14 protein-coding genes are annotated in these 13018 nt (G+C 67.0%); 12 read left to right on the forward strand and 2 right to left on the reverse strand.

Features of this window, described 5'->3' with window-relative positions; genetic code table 11:
• The 8 genes from ACIQ3R_RS08585 to ACIQ3R_RS08620 form a co-directional block, all read left to right on the forward strand.
• A partial coding sequence (locus ACIQ3R_RS08585; protein WP_397417356.1) for a flagellar assembly protein FliH occupies positions 1-510 on the forward strand: 510 nt, incomplete at its 5' end.
• A 4-nt stretch (positions 511-514) separates the two neighbouring features.
• Positions 515-847, forward strand: coding sequence for a flagellar motor switch protein FliN (gene fliN / locus ACIQ3R_RS08590; protein ID WP_397417358.1), 333 nt, complete (start codon positions 515-517; stop codon positions 845-847).
• Positions 848-876: 29 nt separating this feature from the next.
• Positions 877-2244 carry a sigma-54 interaction domain-containing protein gene (locus ACIQ3R_RS08595; protein WP_397417361.1) on the forward strand — a complete coding sequence of 456 codons (1368 nt, stop codon included), beginning with the start codon at positions 877-879 and terminating at the stop codon, positions 2242-2244.
• 14 nt (positions 2245-2258) lie between these two features.
• Positions 2259-4352, forward strand: a complete 2094-nt coding sequence (gene flhA / locus ACIQ3R_RS08600) for a flagellar biosynthesis protein FlhA (protein WP_397417363.1) — start codon at positions 2259-2261, stop codon at positions 4350-4352.
• Positions 4353-4447: 95 nt separating this feature from the next.
• Positions 4448-5077 carry a TetR/AcrR family transcriptional regulator gene (locus ACIQ3R_RS08605; RefSeq protein WP_397417365.1) on the forward strand — a complete coding sequence of 210 codons (630 nt, stop codon included), beginning with the start codon at positions 4448-4450 and terminating at the stop codon, positions 5075-5077.
• Complete coding sequence (locus ACIQ3R_RS08610; protein WP_397417367.1) at positions 5074-5715, forward strand: SRPBCC domain-containing protein; 642 nt, start codon at positions 5074-5076, stop codon at positions 5713-5715. The genes ACIQ3R_RS08605 and ACIQ3R_RS08610 overlap by 4 nt, the downstream gene beginning before the upstream one ends.
• Entirely contained in the window at positions 5715-6077 is a 363-nt protein-coding gene (locus tag ACIQ3R_RS08615) for a hypothetical protein (protein ID WP_397417369.1), read from the forward strand. The genes ACIQ3R_RS08610 and ACIQ3R_RS08615 overlap by 1 nt, the downstream gene beginning before the upstream one ends.
• A 70-nt stretch (positions 6078-6147) precedes the next feature.
• Positions 6148-6516 carry a DUF4282 domain-containing protein gene (locus ACIQ3R_RS08620; protein ID WP_397417371.1) on the forward strand — a complete coding sequence of 123 codons (369 nt, stop codon included), beginning with the start codon at positions 6148-6150 and terminating at the stop codon, positions 6514-6516.
• Here the strand turns inward: ACIQ3R_RS08620 and ACIQ3R_RS08625 are convergent.
• Both ACIQ3R_RS08625 and fliI read right to left on the reverse strand, forming a co-directional pair.
• Positions 6513-6923, reverse strand: a complete 411-nt coding sequence (locus tag ACIQ3R_RS08625) for a flagellar export protein FliJ (RefSeq protein ID WP_397417373.1) — start codon at positions 6921-6923, stop codon at positions 6513-6515. The two genes, ACIQ3R_RS08620 and ACIQ3R_RS08625, sit on opposite strands and share 4 nt — an antisense overlap.
• A complete protein-coding gene (fliI, locus tag ACIQ3R_RS08630) occupies positions 6920-8257 on the reverse strand; it encodes a flagellar protein export ATPase FliI (RefSeq protein WP_397417375.1) in 1338 nt (445 codons plus the stop codon). Before fliI ends, ACIQ3R_RS08625 begins: the two co-directional genes overlap by 4 nt.
• A gap of 308 nt (positions 8258-8565) precedes the next feature.
• Here fliI and ctrA point away from each other — a divergent pair, with 308 nt between their 5' ends.
• The 4 genes from ctrA (at position 8566) to ACIQ3R_RS08650 (ending at position 12933) form a co-directional block, all read left to right on the forward strand.
• On the forward strand, positions 8566-9261 hold the full coding sequence (gene ctrA / locus ACIQ3R_RS08635; protein ID WP_397417377.1) for a response regulator transcription factor CtrA: 696 nt from the start codon (positions 8566-8568) through the stop codon (positions 9259-9261).
• A gap of 105 nt (positions 9262-9366) precedes the next feature.
• On the forward strand, positions 9367-11742 hold the full coding sequence (locus tag ACIQ3R_RS08640; protein WP_397417379.1) for a M20/M25/M40 family metallo-hydrolase: 2376 nt from the start codon (positions 9367-9369) through the stop codon (positions 11740-11742).
• A 28-nt stretch (positions 11743-11770) separates the two neighbouring features.
• The gene (arsC, locus tag ACIQ3R_RS08645; protein WP_397417381.1) at positions 11771-12121 is read left to right on the forward strand and encodes an arsenate reductase (glutaredoxin); all 351 of its coding nucleotides are present in this window, start codon (positions 11771-11773) and stop codon (positions 12119-12121) included.
• 2 nt (positions 12122-12123) lie between these two features.
• The gene (locus ACIQ3R_RS08650; RefSeq protein ID WP_397417383.1) at positions 12124-12933 is read left to right on the forward strand and encodes a hypothetical protein; all 810 of its coding nucleotides are present in this window, start codon (positions 12124-12126) and stop codon (positions 12931-12933) included.
• The last annotated feature ends 85 nt before the right edge of the window (positions 12934-13018 follow it).

Genomic DNA, 13018 nt, shown 5'->3' on the forward strand with positions numbered 1-13018 from the left:
GGTGAGCGCGCGGCTCTGGCCAGCGTCGCCGCGCGGCAGGCTGAGGCGCTGGCCCGGATCGCCGACGCCTGCGGGCGCGCCCTGCCCAGACTGGCCGAGGTGGCGCATGAACATCGGCTCGGCGCGGCCAACCTCGCCCTCGCCTGTGGCCGCGGCATCGCCGACGCCGCCCTCGACCGCTTTCCCACCGCCCCGGTCGAGGCGGCCCTCGCCGCCCTGGCGCGCGAAATCGACGCCCAACCGCGGCTGGTCATCTCCGCCGAGCCGGACCTTGCCGAAGCCTTGACCGCAACCCTCGAAGCGGCAGCTCGCAACCTTGGTTTCGAAGGCGCCGTGGTGGTGCGGCCTGACTCCACGATGGGTCCCTGCGCCTTCACTCTCGATTTCGGGGACGGCCAGGCCGCATTCGACCCGGCCGAGGCCGCCCGTCGCGTCACCGAAGCGCTCGAGTCCGCCTTGGCGGCCGAGGGCCTGCATGCCGAACCCCTGATCCCCGGATCGGAGACCTGATCCCATGGCCGAAGACGATCTGAAACTTGACGAGTTCGCCGCCGAAGACGGCGCGACGCCCGAAGCGCATGCGGAGGACAAGACGGCGGGCGATCTCGCCACGGTGTTCGACGTGCCGGTGGCGATATCCGCGGTGCTCGGGCGCTCGTCGATATCCGTCGCCCAGCTGCTGCAGCTTGGCCAGGGTTCTGTGCTCGAGCTCGACCGCAAGGTCGGCGAAGCCATCGACATCTACGTCAACAATCGCCTGGTGGCGCGCGGCGAGGTCGTGATCGTCGACGAGCGCCTGGGCGTCACCATGACTGAAATCATCAAGGACGGCGACGCGCAGGCCTGATCGGCGGCGCGACTAGGGGAGTTTGGACGATGCGACTGCTGGTCGTCGGAAAGCTGAGTGGACAGCTCTCAACCGCCGTGAAGATGGCGATGAGCGCCGGGGCCAAGGTCTCGCACGTGGAGACCATTGAAGCGGCCACCCATGCCTTGCGCGCCGGCCAGGGCGCCGACCTGTTGATGGTCGACTACGATCTGGACATCGTAGCCCTGATCGCCGCCAACGAAGCTGAGCGCATACGCGTGCCGGTGGTGGCCTGCGGGGTCGCGGCGGATCCGCGCCGCGCGGCCGACGCTATCCGCGCCGGGGCCAAGGAGTTCATCCCGCTGCCTCCGGAGGCCGAGCTGATCGCCGCCGTGCTGAAGGCGGTCGCCGACGACAATCGACCCATGGTGGTGCGCGATCCCGCCATGCAGGCGGTGATCGGGCTCGCCGATCAGGTCGCCGCCTCGGACGCCTCCATCCTGATCACCGGCGAAAGCGGCGTCGGCAAGGAAGTGATCGCCCGTTACCTGCACCAGAAGTCGCGACGAGCGGCGCGCACCTTCATCTCCGTCAACTGCGCGGCCATTCCCGACAACCTCCTGGAGAGCGAGCTGTTCGGCCACGAGAAGGGCGCGTTCACCGGCGCGCTGGCCCGCCGTATCGGCAAGTTCGAGGAGGCCAATGGCGGCACGCTGTTGCTCGACGAGATCAGCGAGATGGACGCCCGCCTCCAGGCCAAACTGCTGCGCGCCATCCAGGAGCGCGAGATCGACCGCGTCGGCGGAACGAAGCCCGTCAAGGTCGATATCCGCATCCTCGCCACCTCCAACCGCGACCTGGTTCAGGCGGTGAAGGACGGCATCTTCCGCGAAGATCTGCTCTACCGCCTCAATGTGGTGAACCTGCGTATCCCGCCGCTCCGCGAGCGCCCGGGCGACGTGATCGCCATGGCGGAGTTCTTCGCCCGCAAGTACGCCGCCGCCAATGGCGCGGCCGACCGGCCGCTCTCCGCCGAAGCCCGTCGCCGCCTCGTCGCCCACCGCTGGCCGGGCAACGTGCGCGAACTGGAAAACGCCATGCACCGCGCCGTGCTGCTGGCGACAGGTCCGGAGATCGACGAACTCGCCATCCGTCTGCCCGACGGCCAGCCGCTGGCCGGCGGCGACCCCCTCGCCCGCACCGCTCAGGCCGCCGCGGCCGCGGCCGAGCGGGCCACCCGTTCCTTCGTCGGTCAGACGGTCGCCGAGATGGAACAGCAACTGATCATCGAGACGCTGGAACACTGCCTGGGCAACCGCACCCACGCCGCCAATATCCTCGGCATCTCGATCCGCACGCTGCGCAACAAGCTGAAGGAATACAACGAGGCCGGCGTCGCTGTCCCCGCGCCGCAGATGGGAATGAGCGCGGCCTGACCGCGCGTTGACCCATGGCTGACACCGGCGCGCCCTATCGCTTTGACACCGTTCCCACGGCCGGGAACCTCTGGGGCATGCTGGCGCGTGGCGAGGTGGCGCTGGCGCTCGGGATCGTCGGGATCGTCGTCCTCCTGATCCTGCCGATCCCGGCGTTCCTGCTGGACATCCTGCTGACGGTCTCGATCGCCCTTTCGATCCTGATCCTGATGACCTCCATTCTGATCAAGAAGCCGCTGGAGTTCACCGCGTTTCCGACGGTGCTTCTGGTGGCGACGCTGTTCCGTCTGGCGCTCAATATCGCCACCACCCGCCTGATCCTGACCCACGGACACGAAGGCGCGCACGGCGCCGGCGCGGTCATCGAAACGTTCGGTCGACTGATGATGGGCGGCAACTACGTTATCGGGGTGATCGTCTTCATCATCCTGGTGATCGTGAACTTCGTGGTCATCACCAAGGGTTCCGGCCGCATCGCCGAGGTGGCTGCGAGATTCACCCTGGACAGCCTGCCCGGCAAGCAGATGGCCATCGACGCCGACCTCTCGGCAGGCCTGATCGAGCAGGACGAGGCTCGCACACGGCGTAAGGAGCTGGAGCAGGAATCGACCTTCTTCGGCGCCATGGATGGCGCATCAAAGTTCGTGCGCGGCGACGCCATCGCGGGTCTCGTGATCCTGGCGGTCAACGTTATCGGCGGCATCCTGATCGGGGTGATGCAGCACGAACTGCCGCTGGGCGAGGCCGCCTCGACCTACACCCTGATGAGCATCGGTGACGGCCTGGTCAGCCAGATTCCAGCCCTGATCATCTCGATCGCCGCCGGCTTCGTGGTTTCCAAAGCGGGCGTCGAAGGCGCCGCCGACAAGGCGCTGGTGACCCAGCTCGCCAGCAACCCGGTGAGCCTCGGCATGGTGTCCGCCGCCGCCGGCATCCTGGCGCTGGTTCCCGGCATGCCGATCATTCCGTTTGCGGTGCTCTCAGTTGGCGCGGGTCTGCTGGCCTGGGATCGATCCCGCAAGGCCGCCGCGCCGCCTCCAGTGGAGATCGCCCCCGCCCCGGCCGACGACGCCGAAGAGCCCATCGCCCAGACTCTAGCCATCGACGAGATCAAGATCGAACTCGGCTACGGCCTGCTGCCGCTGATCAACGACCTGGAAGGCCGCCGGCTCACCGACCAGATCAAGGCCCTGCGTCGAACGCTGGCCGCCGACTTCGGCTTCGTCATGCCCAGTGTCCGCATCCTCGACAACATGCGGCTTCCCTCCATGGGCTATGCGATCCGCATCAAGGAGATGGAGGCTGGCGCAGGCGAGGTGCGTATCGGCCACCTGATGGCCATGGATCCGCGCGGCGGTCAGGTCGAATTGCCCGGAGAGCACGTGAAGGAGCCGGCCTTTGGTCTGCCCGCCACCTGGATCGACGACAGCCTGCGTGAAGAGGCCAGTTTCCAGGGCTACACCATCGTCGATCCCGCGACGGTGCTGACCACGCACCTGACCGAGCTCCTTAAGGAGAACATGCCCGACCTGCTGACCTATGCGGAGGTCCAGAAGCTCATCAAGGAACTGCCGCCCGAACAGAAGAAACTGGCCGACGATCTGATCCCCGCCACGGTCAGCGCCACCACCGTCCAGCGTGTGTTGCAGGCGCTTCTGCGCGAGCGCGTCTCGATCCGTGACCTGCCCGCGATCCTGGAGGGCATCGGCGAGGCCGCCCCCCACACCACCTCGATCACGCTGCTGGTGGAACAGGTGCGCGGCCGGCTGGCCCGCCAGCTCTGCTACGCCTACCGCGGCGACGACGGCGCTCTGCCCATCGTCACCCTGTCCGGCGAGTGGGAGAGCGCCTTCTCCGAGGCCTTGATCGGATCGGGCGAAGAGAAACAGCTCGCTCTCGCTCCGTCGCGCCTGCAGGACTTCATCCGCGGCGTGCGCGAGACCTTTGAGCGCGCCGCCCTGGCCGGCGACAGCCCCATCCTCCTGACCAGTCCGGCCATCCGTCCCTACGTCCGCTCAATCATCGAACGCTTCCGCGGCCAGACGCCGGTGATGAGCCAGAACGAGGTTCATCCCCGGGCCAGGCTGAAGACGGTGGGCACCATCTAGCTCTCATCTCCCGCGCATAGCGGCGGGAGGCAAAGTCGCTTGAATGAACATTCAAGGCGTGCTTCTGTCTAGGTTGAACGCTCAACCAAGGCCCGATGCAAGACCTCCCCACCCGCGATCGCCTCGTTTTCGCCGCCATGAAGCTGTTCGGCGAGAAGGGTTACCTCTCGACCTCGGTGCAGGACATCCTGCGCGAGGCGGGCGCCAATGCGGGCAGCCTCTACCACGCGTTTCCGACCAAGCAGGACGTGCTAGTCGCCGTGCTGGACCTCTATCGTCAGGGCATTGAGCCCATGCTTCTGGCCCCCGCCTGGGCGGGCGTCGATGACCCTATCGAGAAGGTCTTCGCGCTGCTGGCCAGCTATCGCCACGCGTTGGAGATCAGCGACTGCTTCTATGGATGTCCGATCGGCTCCATCGCGCTGGAGCTGCATGAACCCGATCCGCCGGTGCGGGAACTGCTCAGCATCAACTTCACCCAATGGGTCGGTCACGTAGAGCGTTGCCTGATCGAGGCCGGTTCGCGTCTGCCTGCCGATCTGGATCGCCGGGTGCTGGCGATTCTGGTGCTCAACGTGATGGAGGGCGGCGTCATGCAGGCCCGCACCCACCGCAGCCTCGAAACCTTCGACGCCTCTGTGGTGGGACTTCGCGACTACATCGCCCGGCTGGAAAAGGCCGCCGCCGGGTCCGAGAGAACAGCGACCGCAGGAGAAACGGCATGAAGCTGGGGTCAATTCCGGCCGGTTTGGCTGCGCTCGCGCTATTCGGCGGCGCGTCGGCGCAAGCCCAGTCGATCAAGGATTTTCCGGACGTGGCCGACACCTCGTTTGTTCAGGCGAACGGCCACAAGGTCTTGCGCATCGCCGTCGACGTACCGGCCCCGCGCCATGCGGTTTGGGAGCGCTTCGCCACTACCGAGGGCTATCGCGCCTGGGCCGTTCCGGTCGCTCGCGTCGACGCCCGCCTCGGCGGCGTCATCGAAGGAAGCTATGACTTCAAGGCGCGCATCGGCGACGCCGACAACATCCGCAACGAGATCGTGGCGATGACGCCCGGGCAGATGCTGGTGATCCGCAACGTGAACGCGCCCAAGGCGCTGCCCGGTCGCGAAGCCTTCGCCGAGATCGCCACCCTGATGGTCTTTGAGGACATTACCGGCGGCACGCGGGTGACGTTGACCGCGCTCGGGTATAAGCCCGGCGAGCCCTACGACACGCTCTATCGCCACTTTGGCTGGGGCAACGCCTACTCGCTGACCAAGCTCAAGGAGAGCTTCACCAAAGGCCCTACCGACTGGGCCAAGATCGAAGCCCAGCAACAGGCGCGCGCCGCCGCCTCCACCGTCACCGGGAAGAATTGATGGCCACCCAGACCTTCGCCCGGATTACACTGCTCGCCGCTGCGGCCCAGGTCGGCATGGTGATCGCCGGTCACTACTCGGCGCCGATCCGCGACAACGTCTTCGCCCTGGGCGGCATGGGTATCTCACTGATCGCGGGCCTGTTCTATGCGCGCCTCTCCGGGGGCGGCTGGCTGAACAGCCTGTTGGGCGGTCTGCTCGCTGGCGGCGCCTGCGCTTTCCTCGGCATCGGCGCCTCGGTGCTGATGGGCGATGCGCCGCCCACCCTGCTGGCCTTCGGAACCGCCGGATCGGCGGCCGCTGGACTGATCGGGGGTGTGGCCGGACGGCTCACGGCGAACCGGGGCGACGCAGCGGGCTGAGCCGTCGGCGTTGCACCGGCGCATCGCGGCTGGTAGCGGTGCCGCTCCAGCCAGGGGAATCCGGACCAGGATGCGGCGACCACAACAGCGACGACCCGGCGACCGCGGTCAGTTCCTCTGGGACCTTCTGACCTTTGATCGCCTTGTCACCGGCACTCTCGTGCACCTCGTCTATTGGGCAGGGCTGGGCATCATCGGGGTCATGGCTTTCGGCGTGCTGGGCGCGACGCTGGGCGTGGCGATCCGTGAAGGCAGCATTTGGGGTGTACTGCTGGCCCTCGGGGTGCTCGCCGTGGGAATTCTGGGCGTCTTTATCGCCGCCCTGCTGTGGCGCGCCTTCTGCGAATTCTATGTGACGGTCTTCAAGATCAGCGAAGATCTGGCTGTCCTGCGCCAGGATGTCGAAGCCGAACGGGCGCGCCAGAGCAAGTCGCTCTAGCCCGCTGATCGTCGTCTCAGACCCAGCTCATCCAGCGCGGCGGTCTCGCGGCGTCCGGCCTCCTTGCGCGCGGCGAGGCGCATGCCCTCGGCGACGTGTTCGTACTTCTTCTGCGCCTCGAACGCCTCGGCCAGAGCGTCTCGCGCGCCCTGCTCCTCGATGAGCACGAGGTCGATAGCGGTTTGGGCCGCCGCTTTCCGCAGCCGCAACCCCTCAAGGAAGCCCGCCCGATAGAACCCGGCCCGAGCGTCCTCCTCGGCGAACCGCGCCTCGGCCTCGCCCTCCGCCTCGAGCATCGCCAGCTTCAGCTCCGCTGCAATCCGCCGCTCGACCACCTCGGCCAGGCGCTTCTGCAGCACCTCGGCCTCATAGGCTGACAGCTTGATCAGGGAGTCGGCCCAGCTCACTGGGGCGTATCCTGAAGAATGCCGGCCAGCTCGCTGAAGCTCGCCTCAAGGCTGGTGGCGTCGTCCTTGTCCTGCCCCAGGAACGCCTCCACCGCCGGATTGAGCTGGATCGCCCGGTCGATCACCGGGTCCGCACCCGCGCGATAGGCCCCGATGCGGATCAGTTCTTCCATGTTGGCGTAGGCGGACAGGCTCTCGCGCGCCTGGCGCACGACCTCGCGTTCATGCGGCAGCTGGCATCCGGGCATGGTCCGGCTGATCGACTTCAGTACATTGATCGCCGGGAACCGGCCCCGCTCGGCGATGGCCCGTTCCATCACGATGTGGCCGTCCAGGATGCCGCGCACGGCGTCCGCGATCGGTTCATTGTGATCATCACCGTCCACCAGCACCGTGAACAGCCCGGTGATCGGCCCGGCCCGCGTGCCGTCCGGCCGGATCGGGCCAGGACCGGCGCGTTCAAGTAGTTTCGGCAGTTCCGTGAAAACCGTGGGCGTGTAGCCCTTGGTGGTCGGCGGCTCGCCCGCCGCCAGGCCGATCTCGCGCTGCGCCATGGCGAAACGGGTTACCGAGTCCATCAGGCACAGCACCTCCATGTCCTGGTCGCGCAGAAACTCGGCCACAGCGAGCGTCATGTAGGCCGCCTGGCGTCGCTTCAGCGCCGGCTCGTCGGAGGTCGCAACCACAACCACCGCGCGGCGCAGCCCTTCCTCACCCAGCGTCTCCTCGATGAACTCCCGGACCTCGCGGCCTCGCTCGCCGATCAGGCCCACCACCACCGCGTCGCACTCCGCGTTGCGCGCCAGCATCGACAGCAGCACCGACTTACCGACGCCTGAGCCCGCGAACACACCGAGCCGCTGGCCCCGGCAGCAGGTTGTGAAGACATTCATGGCCCGCACGCCGAGGTCCAGGCGTTCGCCGACGCGAGCCCGCGCGTGCGCAGGAGGCGGCGGAGCGCGAAGCGGATAGGCCGCCAGCCCCTGAGAAAGAGGTCCCTTGCCGTCGATTGGCTGGCCGAATGCGTCAATGATCCGGCCCAGCCAGGCCTTGGTCGGTCGCACCGCGGAGCCCAAGGGCTGGATGCGGATCTCGGCGCCGGGCGCCACGCCCTCCACCGGGCCGAACGGCATCAAGAGCGCCCGGTTCTCGCGAAACCCCACGACCTCGGCCGCCACCGGCGCGGCGGCGAGCCGGCTGATTTCCGCCCTTGCGCCGACCGGCAGACGCGAAAGGCCGCCCCGCGCCTCGATCAGGAGACCGCTCACCGCGGCCACGCGGCCGGACACCGTCAATGGTTGGAGCCGCTCAACCGCGGCCGTCAGGCTCTGCACGCACGCCCCTCGAAGCACATGGAACGGATTTCGCGCGCGCGCGCTTAAGAGGGGATGAAGACAAGGACTGAAGATGCGCCGCCGCCCTGCTTCGGCGCCGGTGTCTAATCACGAAAGATTCATCGCCCAGGACCCGCTCGGGGGCCCCAGCACGCCTTGAGCCCGATTCTCAAATCGGATTAACGCTTCAATCCGAGGGGTCAGGGTCATTAACCGGTCTTAAAGGACGGCAAGGCAGGTTAACGATCAGCCATAGGCGGATTCATCAGAATTCGCGGGGACGACGTGGCCGCGGGCAGGAGAGGCTGATGCGGGTTTTGTTGATCGAAGACGATAGCGCCACGGCGCAAAGCATCGAGTTGATGCTTAAGTCGGAAGGATTCAACGTTTATACGACCGATCTAGGTGAAGAAGGCGTCGATCTGGGCAAGATCTACGACTACGACCTGATCCTGCTCGACCTCAATCTTCCGGACATGAGCGGCATGGACGTGCTTCGCACGCTGCGCGTGGGCAAGATCAACACCCCAATCATGATCCTGTCGGGCACGGCCGAGATCGAGACCAAGGTGAAGACCTTCTCGGGCGGCGCCGACGACTACATGACCAAGCCGTTCCACAAGGACGAGCTGGTCGCCCGCATCCACGCCGTGGTCCGCCGCTCCAAGGGCCATGCCCAGTCGGTGATCCGCACCGGTGATATCGTGGTCAATCTCGACGCCAAGACGGTCGAGGTCGGCGGTCTTCGGGTTCACCTGACCGGCAAGGAATACCAGATGCTGGAGCTGCTTTCGCTCCGCAAGGGCACCACCCTGACCAAGGAGATGTTCCTCAATCATCTCTACGGCGGCATGGACGAGCCCGAACTCAAGATCATTGATGTCTTCATCTGCAAGCTTCGCAAGAAGCTCGCGGCCGCCGCCGACGGCAAACACCACATCGAGACCGTCTGGGGCCGCGGATACGTGTTGCGCGACCCGCAGGAGACTGCGGTCGCCGCATGATCCCGGGCGCGACCAACTGACGCTGGAGACGCCCGCCCTATGGCGGGCGTTTTCGTTTCTTGCGACACAGGCTAGCGTTCGAGCCGATCGCGCGGAGGAGTAGGTTTGGGGCGGTACCTGGCGCTGCTCTTGGCGCTGATGCTCGGATCTTGGATCGCGTTCGCCGACCAGCTTTTGCCGGACTCGGTTCCCGCTGGCGCGCCTGCCACCGAATTCTCAGCCGACCGCGCCTTCTCCGACGTCACGCTCTTGGGAGCGACGCCGCACCCGATCGGCTCGCCGGCCAACGCTCGCGTGCGAGACGCCCTCGTCGCGCGGATGACCGAGCTTGGCCTTGAGGTTCAGGTCCGACCGGGCGTCGGCGTATGGACGCGACACACCGCCTCCGGGCGACTCGCCGGCGGACCGGTCGAAAATGTGATCGGCATCCTGCCGGGCCGGGATCGCGGCAAGCCGGCGCTCGGCCTTATGGCCCACTACGACAGCGTTCCCGGCTCTCCCGGGGCGGCCGACAACATCATGGGCGTCGCCACCGCGCTCGAAACAGTTCGCGCCATCAAGGCGCGCGGCTCGCCCGCCCGCGATGTCATGCTGATCATGACCGATGGCGAAGAGACCGGTCTGCTCGGCGCCAACCACTTCTTTCAGCGGGATCCGCTCGCAAGGCGCCTCGGCCTGGTGATGAATCTCGAGGCGCGCGGCTCTTCCGGCCGGGTGCAGATGTTCCAGACCAGCCCGGACAACGGCGAGCTCATCCGCCTCTTCCAGTCCACGGCCAAGCGCCCCGCCACGAGCTCCCTGGCCTCGCTGGTTTATGAGGTCATGCCCAACGATACCGACCTCACCGAAGCCCTGGCGGTCGGCTTGCCGGGCCTCAACTACGCCATTACCGGCCGGGCGTTTGACTACCATTCCCCGACAGCGACTCCGGAGAACCTGGATCGCCGATCGCTGCAGGATATGGGAACCCAGGCCCTGTCGTTCGCGTCGGAAGCCGCCTTCGCCCCAGAGCTTCCCGGCCCGGCCCCTTCGCCGGTCTACGCCAACCTGTTCGGCGACATCGTGATCGCCTACCCGGTCTGGCTGGGCTGGCTGCTGATCGCCGTGATCGTCGTCCTACTGGCCTTCGCGGTGCGTTGGGCCCGCCTCTCGGGCGAGTTCCCGGCCATCGACATCCTGCACGGCGCGGGCGCCCTGGCGTTCGGGGCCATCGGGTCGGTTGCGGCGATCCAGTTCGCCCGCCGTCTGACCGGCGCCGAATTCGGATTCCTCGAACAGCGCTTCCTGCTGGCGCACGTGGTGCCGTGGGAGTGGGCGATCATGCTCATTTCGCTGGGCTTCATGATGCTGGCGGCCGGCGATCTGGCCCGAGGCCGGCGCTGGATGGCCGCGGTTCCACTGGCGTTGGGCCTGGGCTGCTCGGCGTTCGGTGCGTTTGATCCGATCGGCGCCATCTGCGGCGTCGTGGCCGCGATCCTGGGCTGGTTTGTCTATCGCCGCCGCACCGGTCGCAAGGGCGCCTGGGCCGGCGTGCTTTTGCTTACCCTGGCCATGGCCATACTGCTGCAGGCCTTCGCGCCGGCGGCCTCATTCGTACTGGTATGGCCACTTCTGATCGCAGCGTTCTCCGCGGCGGCCACATCGCTGGCCGCGCGCCGCGGCCTGCTCCCGCTGCTTGCCATGGTGATCCTGGCGGCGCTGGCCCTCGGTTGGGAGGGCGGCATCAGCCACGCGGCGTTCGAGGCGATGGACTTCATGCCCATATTCGGCTTGCAGATGGTCACCGTAGGCGTCGTGCTCTGGCCGCTCGCCCAGCCCGACAATGGCGCTCAGAAGGGCTTGGTCGTCGGCATGATCCTGCTGTTCGGCGGCTTCGCGCTCACAGCGTTCATCCGTTCTGAGGAGCCATGGAGCCCGCGCTACCCGCAGGTCAGCTATGTCGGCTATCAGGTGGATCAGGACACCCGCCGGGCCTGGCTATTCAGCCCGAAGGCGGATGAGAGCGGCTGGACAATGCGGCTCCTGGGCCCGGAAGCCCGCGACCTCTCGCACTGGGCCTGGCCTCAACCGATGCGCGCCACCGACGCGCGGTACGTGGAGGCGTCCGCGCCGACCATCAACCTCATCCGCCTGTCCAACGGCATGCTGCGCCTCACCGCCGCGGCCCCGCCCGGCGCCCGGACCCTGACGCTGCGCCTTCGGACCGCAACACCCAGCCGGGTCACCACCATGTCCGGCATTCCGGTCGACATGAACCTGCCCCCGGCCCAGTGGGTGCGCGTGGATTGGGCCGCGCCCGGCCAGGGCCTGACTCTTGATTTCCGACCCACTGGCTCAGGGCGTATCGAGGTGCGCTACACGGCCGGCTTCGACGCTTGGCCCACCGGCGTCGAACCGTTGCCGACGCGTCCCGCCGACGTCATGCCGTGGGACAACTCCGACTCGACCTTTGTGTCCGGAACCCGCGCCTTCACTTGGTGATCGGTGCGCCAGCCGCTATCGGAGCCGCATGAGCGACGTCGTAATCTATCACAACCCCGCCTGTGGAACCTCCCGCAACACCCTGGCCCTGCTGCGGGACCGCGGGATTGAACCTCGCGTGGTGGAGTACCTGAAGGTCGGCTGGACCGCCGATCTTCTGGCCGATTTGGTCGCCCGAACCGGCGGCGCGGCGCACGACCTGCTGCGCAAGCAGGGGACCGACGCCGAAGCCCTTGGCCTCACTGAGCCCGGCATTTCGGACGCGACCCTGATCGCCGCCATGGTCAAGTCGCCAATTCTCGTCAACCGTCCCATTGTCGTGTCTCAAAAGGGCGCGGCCCTATGCCGACCGGCCGAGCGCGTGCTGGATCTCATCTGATCATGAGCGTCACCCGCGAGATCGCCCGCCGAACCCGTGAGATGGTCGCCGCCTGGCCCCCCGAACCCGGTCCGGATCCGCTCTACATCCTCCTCCGCCTTCTCGGCCGTTGGCGCTCGATCATGTTGGCCAACACCTTCGTCAGCCGCCAGGGCGTCCGCATCTGGAGCGGGCCGTTCGAAGGCATGGAGTACGTCAAGGAAGCCACCGAGGGCGCTCTGATCCCCCGGTTGCTTGGCACCTACGAGTCTGAGCTTCATCCGCATCTCGCCGCCTTCGCCGCAGAAGGCCTCGACGCCGTGATCGATATCGGATGCGCCGAGGGCTACTATGCTGTCGGCCTCGCTCGGATGATGCCGGGCGTGCCGGTGTACGCCTACGACATTGCCGAGGTGGCGCGCCGCTACTGCACCGATCTGGCGAGCAAGAACGGCGTCCTGGGTCAGGTGCGCATCGGCGGCGAATTCAAGCCGGAGGACTTCCAGAACTTCGCCGGACAGCGCGTGCTGGTGATGGTCGATACCGAAGGCGCCGAGGTCGACATCTTGCGCCCCGAGCTGGCCCCCGCGCTCGCCGGCATGAACCTGATCGTCGAGACCCACGACGTCTATCGCCAGGACGCCCTGGCGACGATCGTGGCGCGCTTCTCCCCCACACACGACATCACCCGCGTCGACGAGGGCCCCAAGGTCTTCAAGGCGCCGCCCTGGCTCGCCGAATTGCCGCCGCTCGACAAACTGCTGGCCGTCTGGGAGTGGCGCCAGCGTCCGACCCCTTGGCTTGTGATGCGACCTAAGGCCCAGGCCGATTGACATCCATCAAAGCGCGGCCGCCAGCTTGGCCCAGGCTTCAGGCATGCAACGCGCCCTTCTACTTGTCCTGACGATCTCGGGAACG

The organism is Phenylobacterium sp. (genome assembly GCF_044371015.1).
In the GTDB taxonomy this organism is placed as follows: domain Bacteria; phylum Pseudomonadota; class Alphaproteobacteria; order Caulobacterales; family Caulobacteraceae; genus Phenylobacterium.